Source organism: Microbacterium sp. F1-18 (assembly GCF_052921305.1).
The window spans coordinates 193,802-212,534 of record NZ_JBREVD010000003.1 but is presented as its reverse complement, the minus strand read 5'-3'; the positions used below and the strand labels follow the sequence as shown (position 1 = coordinate 212,534).

Here is an 18,733-nt window from a genome sequence, read left to right as displayed (position 1 = left end):
GTTTCAAGATCGCCTCAAGACTAGGGGTTCGCTGAGAGCCCCGAATCATCCGCGAGTATGACGTTTGCGTGACGATGGACGTGACGACGGAGGGAATGAGATGGCGCGACGCGACCCGAGTGACGACGACGTCGCGGACCTCGACGGCCTCTTCGCGGCGTCTGCTCCCGAGACGGTGAAGACCGCGTCGGAAGTGGCGGCGTCCCGTCGCCGACGCCGACGCAGCGGGTGGATCGCCGCCGGTGTCACCGCGGCGATCGTGCTCGGTGCGCCCGGCGGGTATGCCGCGTGGGCGCTGACCGCCCCGCTGAAGCCGGCCACGGGCGAGGTGTCGATCCCGCGAGCCCCGGTTCCGGCGGCAGCGGTCGACATCGCCTTCACGGCCGACGGGGCCGCGGCACTGTCCGTCGCCGGCGCGGAACCGTACCTGGGGCCCGAGGCGCCCGGCGCGTGGATGACTCACGGCGGCGACGACCCTCGCCCCATCGCCAGCATCACCAAGCTCGTCACCGCGCTCGTGGTCCTGGACGCTTATCCGATCGCGGACGGCGACCGGGGGCCGACGCTCACCTTCGACCGCGACGATCACGCGCTCTACGACGCCTACTTCGTGCGCGACGCGACGATCGCCCCGATGCCGATCGGCAGTTCGCTGTCGCTGCGCGACGCGCTGGCGACGATGCTCATCCCCTCGGCGAGCAACTACGCCGAAGCCATCGCCGTCTGGGCATTCGGGTCGGTGTCGGGCTTCCGTGCTGCGGCCGACCGATGGCTGGTGGCCAACGGGCTGGAGAGGACGAACATCGTCGAGCCCTCGGGCCTCGATCCACGCAACACCAGCACTCCGAGCGACCTCATCGCGCTCGGGCGCATCGCGGCGGCGGACCCGACGGTGGCGGCTATCGCCGCGACGCCGTCTCTGAACCTGCCGGGGCCGGGACGCCTGGCCAACACCAACGGACTGCTCGGCCAGAGCGGGATAACGGGGCTCAAGACCGGAACGCTCGATGACAGCGGCGCGAACCTCCTCTACACGGCATCCGTCGACGTCGGCCTTCCCGAGCCGTTGAGCGTCGTGGGGGTGGCCCTCGGCGGGTCATCGAAGGGCGGCGTGGCGGACAGCGTTCTGGGTGTCCTGCGGCGCCTGGCCGATGGCTTCCATGACACCTCGGTCGCACAGCACGGGCAGGAGATCGGCGTGTACACGACGGCGTGGGGCAGCTCGGTACGAGTCGTGCTGGAAAAGGGGGCGTCGCTGCGGACGTGGTCCGACACGCCCATCACGGTCGACGGTGACGTGCGCGTGCCCCGGGATTGGATAGACGGAGAGGTGCTGGGACAGATCACGTGGACGGCCGGCCCCGAGTCGGTCACCGTGCCCGTCGTGCTCGACGGCGACATCGAACCGCCCACGGAGTGGTGGCGTCTCACTCATCCGGGTGAAATCGGCTGACGGATTTCTGCGCTCTGCGCGACCGGCGCGTGCGATCCCGCCGTCTGCAGGTCGACCCGTCGCGTCCCGCATCCGTCGCACCGCACGTAGCGCACGATCCCGTCCGACGTCCGGTGCGCCGACTCGGTCGTCCAGCCGTGCTCGTGGATGCGAGCAGGGAGCTGTGCGGTGGGCGATTCGGATGGCGATGCGGATGGCGACGGGGTCATGACTCGATCGTGATGTAATGCCGTTATGCAACTCAACCCTTACGGGGAGTATGCGGTTCTCCTCGCCGCCTCGCTCGCGAACGATTGGCCGCGCGATCGCGACGGCATCGTCGCGCGCACCTACGAGTTCGGGATGACCGCGATCTACGCTCCGGCGGCTCCATCCGACCTCGCGTCGACCCGGGCGGTCATCGACTCCTGGCTCGAGGTCGTCGACGCCGAGACGCCGGCGCTCCGTGCCACGCTGCTGAACCGGCTCATGGCGGAGGCGACCGCGTACCCTCGCTTGACCGACCACGACGGCGAGTGGCACCTGCACTACCGCGACGACGATCAACGTCTGCCACAGGTGCTGGGAGCGGTCGTCGCCGTCGGTACGGCGCTCCACGTGACGACGCGGGGGATGGGGCGTCTGTCGCGCTGCGCGGCCGGACGCGCCCCCGGCGATCCGTGCCGCAACGTCGTGGTCGACGTCACCCGCAACGGCCGGCAGCGTTACTGCTCGGTGAGGTGCGCCAACCGCGACGGCGTGCGACGGCATCGGGCGAGGTCTGCCGTAGCGCATTCCCGGGCCTGACGGCAAACGGCGCCGTCTCGCGGCGCGAACGGACACAGTGGTGGGATGCCTCACACCCCTGTCCCGTTCCGAGGTGCAGACCTCCCCGAGGGCTTCGGGCTCGTCGTCGGCAATTGCCAGGCGGAGTCGATGCGGATCGTCCTCGACGCCGCCGACCGTCCAACGCTCCGGGTGCCTCCCGTCCATGAGATGGATGCCGCAGACGTCGAGCGGCTGCACGAGCTGCTTCCGCGGGCATCGTTCCTCGTCGCGCAGCCCGTGCGCGACGACTACCACGGCCTGCGTCTCGGCACCCGCCAGCTGGCCGCATCGCTCTCCTCATCCGCGCGCCTCGTCACCTTCCCGGTCGTGCGCTACGCGGGGCTGCATCCGTTCCAGGCGGCGTTGCACGTCGACGGGATCGACGAGGTGCCGCCGATCGTGGCTTACCACGACATCCGCACACTCGCCGCTGCCGCGGGGCTCCCGACGGTGTCGCGACCCGATCGCCGCACGGTGCGGCGGATCGAGAGCGACTCGCTGGCCGAGCTGCGTCGGCGCGAGGCGTCGATCGATGTGGCCGCATCGGATCTGCTGCGGCCGTCATCGGCCGAACTGATGCGCACCGTCAACCACCCCGGCAACGGCGTGTGGCTGCCCCTCGCCGAGCGCGTGCTCGCGGCCCTCGGTTTACCGGGCGAGCCGACGGATCCGGGGCGGCCGCTGCTGAACGCGGTCCGGGCGCCCCTCGAGGACTGGGTGGTCGATGCCTGGGGGCTCCCCGAATCACCGCGGCGCTCGTGGATCGTGGACGGCGTCGAGGTCGATCCCTCGCTCGTCGCGGAGGCGCACGCCGAGTGGTATCGGGCACACCCGGGCTTCGTCGCCGCGGCGACCGTCCGACTCCGCGACATGATCGGCCACTGGCGAGAATGACCTCGTCCGGCCCTCGCCCATCGGGGGCATGCTAGCGTTGGGACGTCCCTTCGGGGCTCGTGTGTCGTTCGTCTGGCTCACTGTCGAGCAGATCGTCTGACGCGATCACTGGTTCATCCAGCCCTCATCTTTCCCTGCGCACCGTGCTGTGCGCGCTTCTTCTCAGGACATCGTGCTTTCTACACTCTCTACTTCCGCGCCTTCGCTCGTCTGGCGACAGGCTGATGCCGACTTCTTCGTCGCGACCCTCGACGGCCAGTACGCCGGCTTCGTGACCACCGGTCCGGTGCCGACGACATTCGACGCCGAGAGCGGCCACGGCGCCGACCTCGGCACCCACGAGTCGCTTGAGGCGGCGGCTGCGGCCGTCGCCGGTGCCGCGCGACCGGCGACCCCGCGCCGCGGTGCGCGCTCGCAACGGAGACGCGCCCGCGGCGCGGTCCCGCCTCAGCGCGTGCGCAGCTGAGGGTCCTGACGCCCTTCCCGCAGTTCCAGCCATAGGGCGGCCCACTGCCGTGGTGTGAGGTCGCGCGGCAGCGCGTCGGGAGCGACCCCGGCACCACGGCCTGCTTCGCGGGCGGTTGCGGCGCTCGCTCCGCACGACCGGCGGAGGATGCCCGCCACGCCGTGACCGCGCCCCGTGAACATCGTGCGCACGAACGACTCGTACCCGCGTCGTTCTGCTTCGGGAAGCAGCGGTGAGTCCCGCCTCGTGATGGCGAGGATGCCGCCGTCGACCGACGGGCGGGGCTCGAAGCCCCAGCTCGGCACGCGCCCGTGGAGGGCGAAGTCGAACCAGGGAGCGGTCTGGGCCGTCATCATGGTTCGGCCGCCCACCCCGGCTCGTTTGCGCGCGACCTCCCATTGGGTCACGAGGACCCCGTACCGCCAGTGCGGCTCGGCCAGGAGGCGGCGCAGGATCGGTGTCGTCAGATGGAACGGGATGTTGCCGACGATGACCGGCGCGTCGAGCCGGTGTCGTAACGCGTCGGCGGTCACAACCGTGACATGCGCCTGGGGGAGTGAGCGCGCCAATCGACGCGCTCGGTGCTCGTCGATCTCGATGGCCGTCAACCGTCGGCCAGATGACGCGAGGATGCGGGTGAGTGCACCGTCGCCAGCGCCGAGCTCGAGGATCGGGCCGTCGGTCGCGGCGACGAGTGCGGAGATGGTGTCGAGGGTGGGGCGGTGGGTCAGGAAGTTCTGACCGAGTTCGTGACGTCCGCCATGGCGGGAACGAGGCATGGGTGTGCTCCGATGTTCGAGGGGAGCACCCCGGATGCGGGGAGGCAAGCGAAAGCGCCCGTCCGAGGTGCAGAAGACATCTCGAAGGACGGCGCGGTCAGACCGGCGATGCCGAACGCGCCGTCAGGCGCGGCGGTCGCGGAACGTGAAGGTGCGCGCCGTCACGGGCGCTGCGATTATCGAACCCACGTGCCCAGGCTAGCAGCCGGGCGCCGGTCAGTCGTGGTGGGGCGGGTCGGTCTCGAGGTCGCGGGCCACCGTCGCGACGCCTCGCCGCATCTCGAGGTAGATCTGGCGCACACTCGCGCGCTCGCTGAGCTCGGCACGGCGAACCCACTCGTCGATCGTGAGCCGGAGGACGAGCGCCATTGTCGACACGGCGGCGCGAGCGGCGAGCACATCGGCATCCGCGCCCGCCGCGTCGACGGCTGCGTCGGTGAGCTGCTCGACTTCTTCCGCCTCGTTGCGCAGCGCCACCGCCAGAAGCGAGGGTTCCGCTCCGACGAGGCGGCGGATGCGCAGGGCGCGGACGTGCTCATCGGGATGGGCGTCGAAACGATCGAGGAGTTTCAGCCAGCTGCGTTCGATGCCCTCGACGACCGAGGCTCCCGCTCGCACGGCGTCGATGGCGTCGCCGACGACGCGCGCCGAATCGTCGGCGCTGGCGAAGACGGCGGCCTCCTTCGTGGCGAAGTAACGGAAGAACGTGCGCTGTGATGTCCCGGCGCGGCGGGCGATGTCGTCCACCGTCGTGCCGTGGACGCCGTGCTGCTCGAAAAGATCGAGTGCGGCATCCGACAGCTCGCGCTGGGTCTCCTGCCGTCGTCGCTCGCGCAGGCCCGCAGGATGGTCCTCGATGACCGGGATGTCCTGATCGCTGTCGCGGTGCATGGCACCAGTGTCGCACAACGCCAATGTGGCAGAGACTGCCATATGATCAGTGAGTGACACTTGAGCAGCAGCACCCCGAAACCTCCGCTATTCCGACCTCGGCCGCATCTCGAGCGACGTCCGTGCGCACCGGACCCGTCATCGCACTGCTCGTCGCGTCGGCGTTCGTGGTCATCCTCAACGAGACGATCATGGGCGTGGCCCTGCCGCGGCTCATGGTCGACCTCCAGATCTCCGCGGCGACCGCGCAGTGGCTCACCACCGGGTTCCTCCTGACGATGGCCGTCGTCATCCCGCTGACGGGTTACGTGCTGGCGCGATTCCCGATCCGAGGTGTCTTCTTCACCGCGATGTCGTTGTTCGCGGCGGGAACGCTGATCGCCGCTCTCGCGCCGGGCTTCGGCATGCTGCTCGCCGGGCGCGTCGTGCAGGCCTCGGGTACGGCCATCATGATGCCGCTGCTGATGACGACCGTGCTGAACGTGGTCGAGCCGGCGCGCCGCGGACGGATGATGGGCGTGATCAGCATCGTGATCGCCGTCGCTCCGGCGATCGGCCCCACCGTCTCGGGTCTGATCCTGTCGGTTCTCGACTGGCGCTGGATGTTCTGGCTCGTCCTCCCGATCGCCCTGCTCGCGATCGCTCTCGGTGCGATCTGGGTGCAGAACGTCACCGAGACGCGCGAGGCGCGTTTCGACGTCGGGTCCGTCGTGCTCTCGGCCCTCGGTTTCGGCGGCCTGATCTTCGGGCTGAGCTCGATCGGCGAGTCGGCGGCCGGGCACGCACCTGTGCCGGTGTGGATCCCGCTCGTCGTCGGCGCTCTCTCGCTCGCCGCCTTCGTCATGCGTCAGCTGAAGCTGCAGCGCAGCGACGCGGCCCTGCTCGACCTGCGGACCTTCCAGTCCCGGTCGTTCAGCCTTGCGGTCGTGCTGGTCGTGGTCGTGATGTCGGCGCTGTTCGGCTCGCTCATCCTGCTGCCGCTCTACCTGCAACAGGTGCTCGGTCTCGACACCCTGACCGTGGGTCTGATGCTGCTGCCGGGCGGTGTGCTCATGGGACTCATCGCGCCGGTCGTCGGAGCCCTGTTCGACCGTTTCGGCCCGACCCCGCTCGTGATCCCGGGCATGATCGTCGCGGCTTCGGCGCTCTGGGGGATGACGACGTTCGGGGTCGCAACCCCGATCGCCTGGATCATCGCCGTGCACATGGGTCTCAACCTGGGCCTCGGATGCGTGTTCACACCCCTGCTGACCTCGGCGCTGGGATCGCTGCCGGTGCGGCTGTACTCGCACGGCAGTGCGACGGTGAGCACGCTGCAGCAGGTCGCCGGTGCCGCCGGGACGGCGCTGTTCGTCACTCTCATGTCGGTCGGCGCCGCATCCGCGGCCGCCGACGGGATGGATGCCGTCGCCGCGACCGCGACCGGAGTCCACACGGCGTTCGTCACCGGCGCGTGCATCGCCTCCGCCGCTGTGGTGCTGACCTTCTTCGTCCGCCGCCCGGCGCCGGTCCCACGGCAGCACTGACGGCGTCGAGCCGACGCGAAAGGCGGTGACGCGCGAAGCGTCACCGCCTTTCCGGTCGGGTCGGGGGAGCGGGAGGGGTCAGGCCTGCGAGGTGCGCACCAGCATCTTGCCGGTGTTCGCACCGCGCATCATCGCCAGGAAGGCTTCGACGGTGTTCTCGATGCCGTCGACGATGGTCTCGTCGTAGGCGATCTTCCCCTCGGCGAACCAGCCGGTCATCTTCTCGGTGAACTCCGGCGCCAGGTGCAGGTAGGCGGCGAGCGTGAAGCCGGTCGCGGTGAGTCCCCGGGTGATCATGTTGGCCATGTTGTCGGGTCCGGGGGTCTTCTCGGTGGTGTTGTAGCCCGTGATGGCGCCGCAGAGCGCCAGGCGCCCGCCGGTGTTCATGACGTCGAGCGCTGCCTCGAGGTGGTCGCCGCCGACGTTGTCGAAGAACACGTCGACGCCGTCCGGCGCGTGGGCGGCGAGCTGCTCGCGGACCGGGGCGTCCTTGTAGTTGAACGCCGCGTCGTAGCCGTACTTCTCGGTGAGCAGCGCGACCTTCTCGGCTGAGCCCGCCGAGCCGATGACGCGACCCGCGCCCAGCAGCTTGGCGATCTGGCCGACCGCGGTGCCGACCGCACCGGCCGCGCCGGAGACGAACACGGTGTCACCCGGCTTCATGTGAGCGATCGCGGTGAGTCCGATGTAGGCGGTCAGACCCGTCATGCCGAGGATGTGCAGCCGCACCGAGAGGGGGAGGCCGGCGATCTCGGGGACGGCGCGGAACGTCGAGGCGTCAGCCTGCACGACATCCGACCATCCGTGCTGGTGCAGGACGACCGTGCTCACGGGGAGGTCGTCAGAGGCGCTCGCGACCACGCGGCCGATCGCGCCGCCGGCGATCACGTCGCCGAGGGCGTAGGGCGGCACGTAGCTTCGGACGTCGTTCATGCGTCCGCGCATGTAGGGATCGACCGAGACGAACTCGTTGGCCACCCGCACCTCGCCGGGGGCGGGGTCGCTCAGCTCGACGCGTTCGATCGAGAAGTCCTCGGGTGTCGGCCATCCCTGCGGGCGGCGTGCGAGACGGATCTGCGTGCTGGTTCCGTGGGTCATTTCTCTCCTTCGTGAGGGGTCGGTGACGGATGCCGCGGGACTCGGTCGGAGTCGCGGACGAGGGGTGGCGCGGTGCGCCGGGTCAGAGTGCGAGGCCGAGCGCGAGCGCCACGACGCCGAGGGCGGGGATCACGCCCTGCTTGAGCGCGGCGGACGCCTTCGAGGTATCGGAGAGGATCAGCACGAGGCTGGCCGCGACCATGGAGCCGGCGCCGGTGAACACGAGCGCCGCGCCGACCGGGAGTGCCCCGGCGATGACGAAGGCGATGCCGACGAACACCGTGATCGCGAGGAACAGGTTGTAGAAGCCCTGGTTGAAGGCGAGCGCCTTCTGGGTCTCGGCCTGGGCGACGGTCCCGGTTCCGAACGTCTCGCGCGCCCGCTTGCTCGTCCAGGCGATGGACTCGAGGTAGAAGATGAAGACGTGGATGAGCGCTGCGAGGCCCGCGAGCGCAAGACCGACGATGATCATGAGCTGTTCCCTTCCGGCGGTGGACACCGCAGTTGTGTATCGCTTGGTTCAATATATACTGAACTGACCGATACACAAAAGGGGGTGCGGCGCATGGGTCGAACGCAGAGCTACGATCGCGACGATGTCGTCCGCGCGGCGCGGAGCGTCTTCTGGCAGCAGGGATACGAAGGTGCGCCGCTGCCCGAGCTCGAGCGTGTGACGGGCCTGAACCGATCGAGCATCTATCATGCGTTCGGCTCGAAGCGCGGCCTGTTCGACGCCGCCGTCGACAGCTACCTCGACGAGATCATCCGACCGCGGCTGTCGCCCCTGACGGCAGACGAGGTGGGCCCGGGCGCACTGGAGGCGTATCTCGAGGGGTTGCGCGACGCGCTCCGGCAGCCGAGTTCGCTTCCTGCGTCGAGCGGATGTCTGCTCGTGAACACGGCGGCCGCGCCCATCGCCCGTGACGAAGCCGTCGCGCAGGTGATCGCGGGGTACCGCGCCGAACTGCGCACAGCCTTCGGCCGGGGGGTCGCCGCGCGTCGACCCGATCTCGAGGGCGCTCAGCACGCCATCCTCGCCGACGCATGCACGGGACTCGTCGTCTCGGCGTTCGCCCTCGCGCGCGTCGACGCCGTCGGTGCTGCGGATGCCGTCGGCACAGCCATCGCCCTGGTCACCGGGGCGCCGTAGTCCTGACGCGGCCGACGGGGGCCCAGCGCGCCCCGTGGTCATCCGCTTTACGCCCCTCGCTTGACTTTTGGCAAGCGTTCGCGCCGAGATGAGGCCGAGACCTACCGTGAGGCCGTGGAGCAGAGCGATCAATACACCTTCGACAACCCGGTGACCCGATACGACCGGGTCGAGCCGCCGGTCCAGCACCAGCCCGAGCCCGGCATCCAAGCCGACATGCAGCCCGTGCCCGACCTCGGCGAGCAGACCTACCGCGGCTCCGGGCGCCTGTTCGGACGCAAGGCTCTCATCACCGGAGGCGACTCGGGCATCGGCGGTGCGACCGCGATCGCGTTCGCGCGAGAAGGCGCCGACGTCGTGATCGTCCACCTGCCCGCTGAGCAGCGTGATGCCGAGCGCATCCTCGGCCTCATCGCCGATGCGGGAGTGCGCGGACACGCGATCGCCGCCGACATCTCCACCGCCGACGCGTGCCGTTCGCTCGTGGCCGAGGCCGTCGAGTTCCTCGGGGGCATCGACATCGTCGTGAACAACGCGGGGAAGCAGGTCGCCGTCGAGCGGCTGGAGGATCTGTCGGACGAGCAGTTCGCCGCCACCTTCCACACCAACGTCTTCGCCAACTTCTGGATCACGAAAGCCGCGCTGCCCCACCTACCGGCGGGCGCATCGATCATCAACACCGCCTCGCTCGAGGCATACAAGCCGGCGCCCGACCGTGTCGACTACGCCGCGACGAAGGCCGCGATCAACAACTTCTCGAAGGGGCTCGCTCAGCAGCTGGCGCCCCGCGGCATCCGGGTCAACGTCGTCGCCCCCGGCCCGACGTGGTCGGCGCTCCAGGTGAGCGACGGAGTCTCGGACGAGCAGATGCGCGCGTTCGACGACGAGAGCACCTACCAGCGCGCGGGTCAGCCCGCCGAGATCGCGCCCGCGTTCGTCTTCCTCGCCTCGGCCGAGTCGAGCTACGTCTCGGGTGAGACGCTCAACGTCAATGGCGGCATGGTCACCCCGTGACCGGATCGGATTTCGCGGTCGTCTCCCTGCGCGGCGACGTACCGCAGCTCGACGATGCGTCCGATGACGCCGTCGGCCCGTTCCGGCAGCTCGTCCTCGACCCGGCGCAGGGTTCCGAGGCGCTGATCGAGGCCATCGCCGACGCAGAGATCGCCACGCCGTGGATCCTCGTCGGTGGGTTCGACCATCATGAGGTCGCGGCACACCTCGTCGCCCGGGTCCTCGAGGGTGCGATCGGCGTGTTCGGCCTCGCCGGAGTCGTGCTCGAGGGCACGCAGATTCCCGACGGCATCCGCGAGCACGAGGTTCCCGCCGCGGTCACGACGGACGACGTCGCAGCATCGGTGCGAAGCCTCGCAGCAGACATCGCCGCGTGGGGGCCACGCGTCCCCGAGTCGTGGGCACGGGTGATCGCCTCGTCACGGACGGATGTCGCGGTGCGCGCCACCCTCGCTCGCCGTGCGCTCGCCGACGACCCGGCGTACCGTCCGCGTGCGCTGACTCCCGAGCAGCTCGCCCTCCTGCGCGACGTCGCGCGGCGCATCGTGCCGCAGGGCGAGGGAGCGACGATCGACCTCGCTGCCCGCCTCGACCGCATGATCGAGGCGGGGGAGAGCGACGGCTGGCGCCCGACCGGCATGTCGACCGACGTCGAGGCCTACCGGGCCGGTCTCGACGCGCTGGCCGCGATCTGGATGCGCGGCGCGGCTGCTCAGGATGCCGTCATCCGACGGGTCATCGACGGCGACGCGCCCTCGGGAGCGGTCCTCACGGCCGACCAGCTGAGCCTCTGGTTCGAAGACGCCCGCAACGACCTCGCGCGCCTCTGGCTGTCGCATCCTGCCTCCCTCGCGCGCGTCGGCTACTCGGGATTCGCGACCGGGGGCACCGGACCGGAGCCCGCCGGCTACCTCGTCCTCGCCGCCGGCGAACGCGAGGAATGGGAACCCGAAGAGCTCGGACGCCTCGGCGCCGCGAAAGGACGCACCGCATGAACCTCTACGGAATGCGCCGGTACGACCTCGACGAGATCGTCGACGTCGTCGTCGTGGGCACGGGGGCCGGTGGCGGTCCGCTGCTCAGCAGGCTCGCCGAGCGCGGTCTGCGCGTCGTCGCCCTCGAGGCCGGACCGAACCTCGAGATGGACGAGTTCACCCCCGACGAGCGCGAGGCGACACGCATCAACTGGATGTCCGAGCGGTTCAGCGGCGGCGACACCCCCACTGCCTTCGGTCCGAACAACAGCGGCTGGGGAATCGGCGGCGGCACGCTGCACTGGGGGGCGTTCACGCCGCGACCCGACCGTCGCGACCTCTCGTTGCGCAGCGAGACAGGCCTCGGTCGCGACTGGCCGATCGACTACGACGAGCTCATCCGCTACATCGTCGAGGTCGAGAGAGTCATCGGCGTCAGCGGTCCCACCCCCTACCCGTGGGATCCGCAGCGCGAGTATCTCGACGAGCCGACGCGCCGCAACGCCCCGGCAGACCTCGTGCTGCAAGGGTGCGAACGTCTGGGCATCACGGCGACCGATGCCCCGGCCGCGATCATCACGCGTGACCGGGAACAACCCCATTACGGACGGCGCAAGGCGAGCATCGACGTCGGCGGCATCCACCAGGGAGACCGCTTCGGCTACAAGGCGACGACGGCGATCACCTACCTCCCCGTCGCCGTCGCGCACGGGGCCGAGATCCGGGCCGACTCGATGGTGCACCGCATCGAGCAGGATGCCGCGGGCCGGGTGACCGGGGTCGTCTATCTGCACGAGGGAGCCGAGTACCGGCAGCGCTGCGCGGCCCTCGTTCTCGCCGGCGGCGGCATCGAGACCCCGCGGCTGCTGCTGAACACGGGGCTCGCCAATTCGAGCGGGCAGGTGGGACGCAACTTCCTCGCACACGGCGCGGTGCAGGTGTGGGGTCGGTTCGACGAGAGTATCCGCGGATACCGCGGCTACCCGTCCGCGGCCATCACCGAGGATTTCGTGCGTCCCGCGGGCGTCGACTTCGCCGGCGGATACCTCATTCAGAGCCTCGGGGTCATGCCCCTCACGTACGCCACCTCGCTCGTCCGCGGCGGTGCGCTGTGGGGTCAGGACCTCATGGATGCGCTCGACGTCTGGCAGTTCTCGGCGGGCATCGGGATCAACGGCGAGTGCCTCCCCTCCGACGGCAACCGGCTGGTCTTGTCGGCGGAGACCGACGAATGGGGCATCCCGCGCGCGGAGATCAGCTTCTCGCCGGGACCGAACGAGAAGGCGATCGACGAGCACTCCGTCGGAGTCATGACACGCATCCTCGAGGCGGCGGGCGCGCGCGAGACACGTGTGCTCGCGCGGACGGCCCACACGATCGGCACGTGCCGCATGAGCTCCGATCCCGACGACGGGGTGGTCGATCCGGACGGGCGATCGCACGACATCCCGAACATGTGGATCTGCGACAACTCGACGTTCCCGAGCGCGCTGTCGGCGAACCCGGGCCTGACCCAGATGGCGCTGTCGCTGCGCACCGCGGATCGGCTGCTCGCCTCTGCCTGATCGGTCCTTCCTTCCCTACCGTGTTCAGGCGTTCGTGAGCTGCTTCTCGCGCTTGCGGGCGACGATGCGGCCCCGCACCGAGAAGATCAGGACGAGCGCGAGGAGCGCGTAGAGCACGATCGTGATCGGGCTCTGGACGAGCACGGAGAAGTCGCCGTTCGAGCTCATCGCGGCATCGCGCAGGCTCGTCTCGGCGAGCGGCCCGAGGACCATGCCGATGATGAGCGGTGCGAGCGGGAAGTCGAGGGCGCGCATGAGGAACCCGAGCAGCCCGATGCCGAGCAGCATCAGCAGATCGAACGTTGACCCCGAGGTCGCGTAGATGCCCAGGCCGCAGAACACGGTGATGCCGGCGTAGAGGTAGGGGCGAGGGATCAGCAGGAGCTTGGCCCACAGCATCGCGAAGGGCAGGTTCAGGATCAGCAGCACCACCATGGCGATGAAGAAGCTCGCCAGCAGCGACCAGACGAGGTCGGGCGCCCGATCGAACAGCAGCGGGCCGGGCTGCAGCCCGTACTGGCGGAATGCGGCGAGCATGATCGCCGCGGTGGCAGAGATCGGCAGCCCGAGTGCGAGCAGGGCGCCCATCGCCATGCCGGTGGTGGAGTTGCCCGCGGCCTCCGGGGCGGCGAGGCCGCGAATCGCGCCCTTGCCGAACTGCGGGTCCTTCCGCCGCGCGTCGAGCCGCTTCTCGACGCCGTAGGCCAGGAACGTCGGGATCTCCGATCCGCCGGCGGGAACGACGCCGAAGGGGAGGCCGATCGCGGTGCCGCGTGCCCAGGCCGGGGCCGCCTCCTTCAGCTCGCGACGGGAGAGCCACGGGCGACCCGTCGGCTTGATGAGCGCCTTGTTCGAGGTGTGCCGCTCGAGGCAGGCGACGTAGATCACCTCACCGAGGGCGAGGATCGCCACCGTCACCGTGACGAGGGAGACGCCGTCGAACAGGTTGGGGGAGTCCATCGTGAAGCGCGGCGCGCCCGAGACGCCGTCGATGCCGATGACGGCGATGCCGAGGCCGATGAACAGGGCGGTGAGGCCCTTGACGACGTTGTCGGTGACGACCGACGAGGTCGCCGCGAACGCGAAGACCGCGAGCGCGAAGAACTCGGCCGGGCCGAACCTGCTCGAGAAGTCCGCCAGCGCCGGCGCGACGAACACGACGACGATCGAGGCGACGAAGCCGCCGATGAACGCGCCGATGGCTGCGGTCGCGAGCGCCTGCGCCGCGCGTCCGTTCAGCGCCATCTTGTGGCCTTCGAACGTCGACGCGATCGCCGAGGCCTGGCCGGGCGTGTTCATGAGGATGCCCATGGTCGAGTCGCCGAACAGTCCGCCGAAGTACACACCCGCGAACATGATGAACGCGGCCGTCGGGTCGAGCGAGAACGTGATCGGCAGCAGGAGGGCGACGGCCATCGAGGAGCCGAGACCGGGGAGCACGCCGACGGCCGTGCCGAGCAGGCAGCCCACGAGCACCCAGAGCAGGTTGGCGGGGGTCAGGGCACCGGCGAAGCCCTCGCCGAGAAGCTGGAGCACATCCATGTCAGAACCCTCCGAGGATGCCGGAGGGAAGCGGCATCCCGAGCACCATGTCGAAACCGATGTAGGCGATCGAGCTCACGGTGAGCCCGACGATGAGACCGCCGAGGTGCTTCGTCGAGCCGAACGCGCGGGCGACGCACCAGAACAGCAGCCCCGCTGCGATGATCCAGCCCAGGATGTCGAGGAGGAACGCGAAGCCGAGGAAGGAGAGGACGACCCACAGCAGCGAGCGCACGTCCACCCGTACCGGCCGCGCCGGAGCGGCATCATCCGACTCGGCATCCAGCTCGTCGCCTCCGATGGCGTCCGCAGTGACCGCAGCGATGTCGGGTCGTGCCGCACTCGTCTCGCGCATCTCTCTGAGGGCCGAGACGACGAGGGCCACCGCGAAGATGTAGAGCCCTCCCGCGATGATCGCGGGGAAGAACTGGGGGCCGGGGAACACGGCGTTCGCGGGCACCTTCATGGTGAAGATCCCCACCACCAGGTACGTGGCGAAGGCGGTGATGATCGCCGGCATCGTCAGGCCTTTGAGCAGCGCCGCGATCCCGGGGCCCGAGACGAGCCTCAGACGGTCGCCGACGACGGCCGAGGTCGCGGTCGGATTCGGGGGGAACGTCATAGCCCCATCTCCTCGTACAGGTTCTTGATGCGTTCTTCCTCGTCGTCGAGGAACGCCGTGAGCTCGTCGCCGGTGATGATGCGCTCGGTCCAGCGGTAGCGCTCGATCGCGTCCTGCCACTCCGGGGTCGCGACCGAATCGAGCACGAGCTCGGTCAGCGCGGTCACATCGGCGTCGTCGAGCCCCGAGGGCGCCGCGAGCATGCGCCAGTTCGACAGCGAGATGTCGTACCCCTGCTCCGCGGCCGTCGGGATGTCGATACCGTCGATCGGCTCCTGCGAGACGAGCGCGAGTGCGCGCAACCGGCCCGCCTCGATCTGGTCGATGTTGTCGGGGTATCCGCCGGCGGCAGCTTTGGCGGTGCCGTTGAGGAGCGCCTGGATGGCCTCGCCGCCGCCGTCGGACGAGATGTACGTCGTTTCGACGGGGTCGATTCCCGCCGCGAGCGCCAGGTCGGTGACCACGAGCTGGTCGAACGATCCGCCGCCCGTCCAGGGGATCGACTTCGGGTTCTCACGCCACGCGTTCACCAGGTCGTCGAGGGTCTCGTAGGGCGAGTCGGCCGGCACGACGATGACGTCGTACTCCTCCACGACCACCGCGAGCGGGGTCACGTCGCTCAGCTTCGCGGCGGAGTCGAACTGGATGGTCGCCGCGAGAAGCCCGGTCCCACCGACGAGCATGTTGCTCGGCTGACCGTCGAGCACCGAGACGTTGCCGAGCGCGATCGTCCCGCCGGCGCCCGGCATGTTCACCACCTGCACGTTGTTGACGAGGCCGTTGGCCTTCTGCGCCTGCTGCAGCTCGCGGGCCACACCGTCCCATCCGCCGCCGGCGGCCGCGGGGGCGATGATCGTCATCGAGGCGCTGATCTCCTGACCGGTGGCGGCCGAGGTGACCGAGCCGACGGCGGCCGTCGCGATCGCCGCCGCGGCGACGGCGCCCCCGATGATGCGGGCGGCGAGAGTGCGGCCGCGGTGGGCCGGGCGCGCGCCGGCATCTGTCGCGCTATGCGTCATGATCACTCCATTCGCGCGGACATCGTCGTCGCCGCGAGATCGAATTAGGATGGCACTTCGCCGAGCCGCCCCCGAGGGTGGCGGGATTTGTTCTCATAAATACTCACGGGCACCGCCCGACAACGTCCGATCGCACGAGGAAGTGGACAGGATGCCGTTCACGGTGAGAGCGTCTGCTGCCCGCCTCGTGCTGCTCGTGCTCCCCTCGGTGGTCACGCTCGCGGCGCTATCGGCCACCGTGGCCATCGCCCTCGCGGCGCAGGAGCGGACCATCCGAGAGGCGACCGGCGAACGGGTGCTCGACGTCGCGGAGAGCCTCGCCGACCTGCCAGAGGTGCGTGAGGCCGTGGCGGGGGCGATGAGCGCGGGGTCGCCGACCATGCTCGCCGATGCGGCCGACCTGGCTCCGGCGACCGCGATCCTCCAGCCGATCGCCGATCTCGTGGGCGAAGCGGCCGGCGTCTACTACGTCGTCATCACCGACGACGAGGGCGTCCGCATCACCCACCCGCTCGCGTCCGAACGCGGCGTGCAGGTCGAGACCGCCAACGCGTCAGTGCTCGCCGGCGACACGTTCGTCGGCACCGAGGTCGGGGCCTCGGGGCCGTCGCTGCGTGCGAAGGTGCCGGTGCGCGATCCCGGCGGCACCCCGATCGGGATGGTGGCGGTCGGGGTGCTCGAGTCGCAGATCGCGGGGGAGCTCGACGACGCCGTCGGCGCCCTGTTGCCCTGGGCGATCGGCGCGCTCGTCGTCGCGACGCTCGCGAGCTCGGTCCTCACCGCCGCGGTCGAGCGCCGGTTCCGTCGGTTGGACGTCATCGCGGCGGAGCACGCGCAGATGCGCCGCACGGCGACGGCACTCCGCGAGCAATCGCACGAGTTCAGCACGCGGCTGCACGTCATCCACGGCCTGCTCTCGCGGGGTGACGCCGACGAGGCCCGCGGGTACATCGAAGAGATCGCGAGCGTGCGTCGCCCCGTCGACATCGGTGACGACGAGGCGCGCGCGGACCAGCCCGTGCTCGCCGCGATGATCCCGACCGTGCGTGCCGAACTGCACGAGCACGGATCCCGGCTCCGCTTCGACCTCGCCCTCGACCACGACATCGACGAGGGCATCGTGTCGGTGGTGTCGAACCTGTGCCGCAACGCCGCGGAGGCGGGGGCGGCGAACGTGATCTGCGAGCTGCGGCACCGGGGTTCGCGCATCGCGGGCGCGGTCGACGACGACGGCCCCGGCGTCGACCAGCGCATCGCCCGCCGCATCTTCACCGCGGGCTATTCCTCGAAGGGCGACACGACGGGCCTCGGGCGCGGCCTGGGACTGGATGTCGTCCGCCGCATCGTCACCGCACGATCGGGCACCGTCGAGGTCGGGCGCTCACCCCTCGGGGGAGCGCGATTCGCCTTCGAGCTGGAGAGCGGCCGATGACCGGCCCGATCCGGTTGCTCGTCGTCGACGATGACCGTGGCGCGCGCGCCCTGCATGCCGGATTCGTCGCCGACATTCCCGGTTTCGTCGTCGTGGCGACGGCGGGCACGGGCGAGGCGGCTCTCGAGCACAGCCGCTCCGGGGTCGATCTGATCCTGCTCGACATGCGGTTGCCCGGCATCAGCGGCATCGAGGTGCTCCACCGTCTGCGTACGCTCGGCGACGACGGACCCGACGTGCTCGTCATCAGCTCGTCGCAGGATCAGACCACGGTGCGCCAGGCTCTCGCGGCGCGCGTCGTCGGCTACCTCGTCAAACCCTTTACGCAGGCCGCGCTGAGCGAGCGACTGGAACGCTACGCGGCCGATCGCGAGCGCATCGTCGCCGGTGGGCGTGAAGCGATACTCGCGCAGGGTGAGATCGACCGGCTGTTGTCCACCGGCACCATCCGCACCGCATCGGCGGCGGCGTCCGGGTCTCGCCGGGGGGCGGGCGGGATGACGGGCGGCGGCTATCCGTCCGGGCTGCCGAAGGGCCTCGCTGCTCCGACCCTGACGCAGGTCGTCGCCGCCCTCGACCCGGTCGTCGCCCTCACGACAGCCGAGGTCGCGACAGCCTGCGGCATCTCGCGCGCGACCGCGAACCGGTATCTGACGCACCTCGTCGATACCGGCGTCATCCATCTGTCGCACCGATACGGCAAGCGTGGCCGGCCCGAGGTGCTGTACCGGCTAGCGCCCTCGCCCGAGCGCTGAGCGCGTTTGTCACGCCGCCTGCCCCGGTGACGAGAGCGACCGATGCGCGTAGCGTGCGGTGCATGGCCACCGTGACCGCGTGGGCGGCGGAACTCCGGCGACTCGGCGCAGATGCCTGGGTCGACTACCTCGTCGAGCATTCGGGTCTGCCCGGGCCGCGGGCGAACACGACGCTGGCCGCGGCAGCGGCAGAGGTCGCCGATGCCCGCGTCATCGACGAGCTCGTCCGCGACGGTGGTGAGTTCCCCATGATGTGCGCCGCGGCGGCGGTCGCCCGGCGTGCGGCTCCGGGCCGTGACGCTGAGGCCCTGCGGTTCGCGGCCGATGATCGGTGGCGGGTTCGTGAGGGAGTCGCGCTCGGCCTGCAGCTGCTCGGCGATGCCGATCCGCACACCCTGGCGGCGACCGTGCGGGCATGGGCAGACGAAGACGACCCCCTCGTGGTGCGCGCCGCCGTCGCGGCGATCTGCGAGCCGCGACTGCTGCGGTCGCCCGAGATGGCGGCGATCGCCGTCGAGGTGTGCGCTCGCGCGACCGCTCACCTGGTGGCACGTCCGCAACCGCAGCGGCACGACAGCGCAGCTCGCACGTTGCGTCAGACACTCGGCTACGCGTGGAGCGTCGCTGTCGCGGCCGATCCCGGTCCCGGCCTGCGCGCGTTCGAAGCGCTCGACACGACCGACCCGGACATCGCCTGGATCGTCCATGAGAACGCGAGCAAGAAGCGGCTCTCGCGCCTGCTGTGA

The 18,733-nt window shown here is 70.1% G+C and carries 19 protein-coding genes; 12 read left to right on the top strand and 7 right to left on the bottom strand.

Annotation, left to right across the window (positions count from 1 at the left end):
• The first annotated feature begins 100 nt into the window (after positions 1-100).
• The 4 genes from ACU6RU_RS09730 (at position 101) to ACU6RU_RS09715 (ending at position 3,620) form a co-directional block, all read left to right on the top strand.
• Entirely contained in the window at positions 101-1,453 is a 1,353-nt protein-coding gene (locus ACU6RU_RS09730) for a D-alanyl-D-alanine carboxypeptidase family protein (RefSeq protein WP_446726426.1), read from the top strand.
• Positions 1,454-1,687: 234 nt separating this feature from the next.
• Complete coding sequence (locus tag ACU6RU_RS09725) at positions 1,688-2,239, top strand: CGNR zinc finger domain-containing protein (RefSeq protein ID WP_446726425.1); 552 nt, start codon at positions 1,688-1,690, stop codon at positions 2,237-2,239.
• A gap of 45 nt (positions 2,240-2,284) precedes the next feature.
• Positions 2,285-3,154, top strand: a complete 870-nt coding sequence (locus tag ACU6RU_RS09720; protein WP_446726424.1) for a WcbI family polysaccharide biosynthesis putative acetyltransferase — start codon at positions 2,285-2,287, stop codon at positions 3,152-3,154.
• 172 nt (positions 3,155-3,326) lie between these two features.
• A complete protein-coding gene (locus ACU6RU_RS09715; protein ID WP_120264912.1) occupies positions 3,327-3,620 on the top strand; it encodes a hypothetical protein in 294 nt (97 codons plus the stop codon).
• Here the strand turns inward: ACU6RU_RS09715 and erm are convergent.
• The gene (erm, locus tag ACU6RU_RS09710; protein ID WP_446726423.1) at positions 3,602-4,399 is read right to left on the bottom strand and encodes a 23S ribosomal RNA methyltransferase Erm; all 798 of its coding nucleotides are present in this window, start codon (positions 4,397-4,399) and stop codon (positions 3,602-3,604) included. The two genes, ACU6RU_RS09715 and erm, sit on opposite strands and share 19 nt — an antisense overlap.
• A 216-nt stretch (positions 4,400-4,615) precedes the next feature.
• A complete protein-coding gene (locus ACU6RU_RS09705) occupies positions 4,616-5,290 on the bottom strand; it encodes a TetR family transcriptional regulator (RefSeq protein WP_446726422.1) in 675 nt (224 codons plus the stop codon).
• A 122-nt stretch (positions 5,291-5,412) separates the two neighbouring features.
• Here ACU6RU_RS09705 and ACU6RU_RS09700 point away from each other — a divergent pair, with 122 nt between their 5' ends.
• Complete coding sequence (locus ACU6RU_RS09700) at positions 5,413-6,816, top strand: DHA2 family efflux MFS transporter permease subunit (RefSeq protein ID WP_183045434.1); 1,404 nt, start codon at positions 5,413-5,415, stop codon at positions 6,814-6,816.
• A 78-nt stretch (positions 6,817-6,894) separates the two neighbouring features.
• On the opposite strand, the gene ACU6RU_RS09695 is transcribed toward ACU6RU_RS09700, so the two are convergent.
• The gene (locus ACU6RU_RS09695; protein ID WP_446726421.1) at positions 6,895-7,914 is read right to left on the bottom strand and encodes an NADP-dependent oxidoreductase; all 1,020 of its coding nucleotides are present in this window, start codon (positions 7,912-7,914) and stop codon (positions 6,895-6,897) included.
• A gap of 82 nt (positions 7,915-7,996) precedes the next feature.
• Positions 7,997-8,386: a DUF1304 domain-containing protein gene (locus ACU6RU_RS09690; protein ID WP_120264916.1), complete on the bottom strand. Its 390-nt coding sequence runs from the start codon at positions 8,384-8,386 to the stop codon at positions 7,997-7,999.
• A 93-nt stretch (positions 8,387-8,479) separates the two neighbouring features.
• Between ACU6RU_RS09690 and ACU6RU_RS09685 the strand changes: the two genes are divergently transcribed.
• The 4 genes from ACU6RU_RS09685 (at position 8,480) to ACU6RU_RS09670 (ending at position 12,617) form a co-directional block, all read left to right on the top strand.
• The gene (locus ACU6RU_RS09685) at positions 8,480-9,064 is read left to right on the top strand and encodes a TetR/AcrR family transcriptional regulator (RefSeq protein WP_446726420.1); all 585 of its coding nucleotides are present in this window, start codon (positions 8,480-8,482) and stop codon (positions 9,062-9,064) included.
• 114 nt (positions 9,065-9,178) lie between these two features.
• Positions 9,179-10,078 carry an SDR family oxidoreductase gene (locus tag ACU6RU_RS09680; RefSeq protein WP_120264918.1) on the top strand — a complete coding sequence of 300 codons (900 nt, stop codon included), beginning with the start codon at positions 9,179-9,181 and terminating at the stop codon, positions 10,076-10,078.
• Positions 10,075-11,073 (top strand): hypothetical protein, encoded by a 999-nt coding sequence (locus ACU6RU_RS09675; protein ID WP_446726419.1) that lies wholly within the window; start codon positions 10,075-10,077, stop codon positions 11,071-11,073. The genes ACU6RU_RS09680 and ACU6RU_RS09675 overlap by 4 nt, the downstream gene beginning before the upstream one ends.
• On the top strand, positions 11,070-12,617 hold the full coding sequence (locus tag ACU6RU_RS09670; protein WP_446726418.1) for a GMC oxidoreductase: 1,548 nt from the start codon (positions 11,070-11,072) through the stop codon (positions 12,615-12,617). The genes ACU6RU_RS09675 and ACU6RU_RS09670 overlap by 4 nt, the downstream gene beginning before the upstream one ends.
• A gap of 24 nt (positions 12,618-12,641) precedes the next feature.
• Here the strand turns inward: ACU6RU_RS09670 and ACU6RU_RS09665 are convergent, their stop codons facing one another.
• Genes ACU6RU_RS09665 through ACU6RU_RS09655 form a run of 3 tightly spaced genes read right to left on the bottom strand, consistent with a single transcriptional unit; the run spans position 12,642 to position 15,800 of the window.
• The gene (locus tag ACU6RU_RS09665) at positions 12,642-14,159 is read right to left on the bottom strand and encodes a tripartite tricarboxylate transporter permease (RefSeq protein WP_120264921.1); all 1,518 of its coding nucleotides are present in this window, start codon (positions 14,157-14,159) and stop codon (positions 12,642-12,644) included.
• 1 nt (position 14,160) lies between these two features.
• Positions 14,161-14,781, bottom strand: coding sequence for a tripartite tricarboxylate transporter TctB family protein (locus ACU6RU_RS09660; protein WP_120264922.1), 621 nt, complete (start codon positions 14,779-14,781; stop codon positions 14,161-14,163).
• Complete coding sequence (locus ACU6RU_RS09655) at positions 14,778-15,800, bottom strand: tripartite tricarboxylate transporter substrate binding protein (RefSeq protein WP_446726417.1); 1,023 nt, start codon at positions 15,798-15,800, stop codon at positions 14,778-14,780. The genes ACU6RU_RS09660 and ACU6RU_RS09655 overlap by 4 nt, the downstream gene beginning before the upstream one ends.
• Before the next feature lie 151 nt (positions 15,801-15,951).
• Here ACU6RU_RS09655 and ACU6RU_RS09650 point away from each other — a divergent pair, with 151 nt between their 5' ends.
• The 3 genes from ACU6RU_RS09650 to ACU6RU_RS09640 all read left to right on the top strand — a co-directional run bounded on the left by ACU6RU_RS09650 (position 15,952) and on the right by ACU6RU_RS09640 (position 18,733).
• On the top strand, positions 15,952-17,232 hold the full coding sequence (locus ACU6RU_RS09650; RefSeq protein ID WP_446726416.1) for an ATP-binding protein: 1,281 nt from the start codon (positions 15,952-15,954) through the stop codon (positions 17,230-17,232).
• Positions 17,229-17,987 carry a response regulator gene (locus ACU6RU_RS09645; RefSeq protein ID WP_446726415.1) on the top strand — a complete coding sequence of 253 codons (759 nt, stop codon included), beginning with the start codon at positions 17,229-17,231 and terminating at the stop codon, positions 17,985-17,987. Before ACU6RU_RS09650 ends, ACU6RU_RS09645 begins: the two co-directional genes overlap by 4 nt.
• 62 nt (positions 17,988-18,049) lie before the next feature.
• On the top strand, positions 18,050-18,733 hold the full coding sequence (locus ACU6RU_RS09640) for a HEAT repeat domain-containing protein (RefSeq protein ID WP_446726414.1): 684 nt from the start codon (positions 18,050-18,052) through the stop codon (positions 18,731-18,733).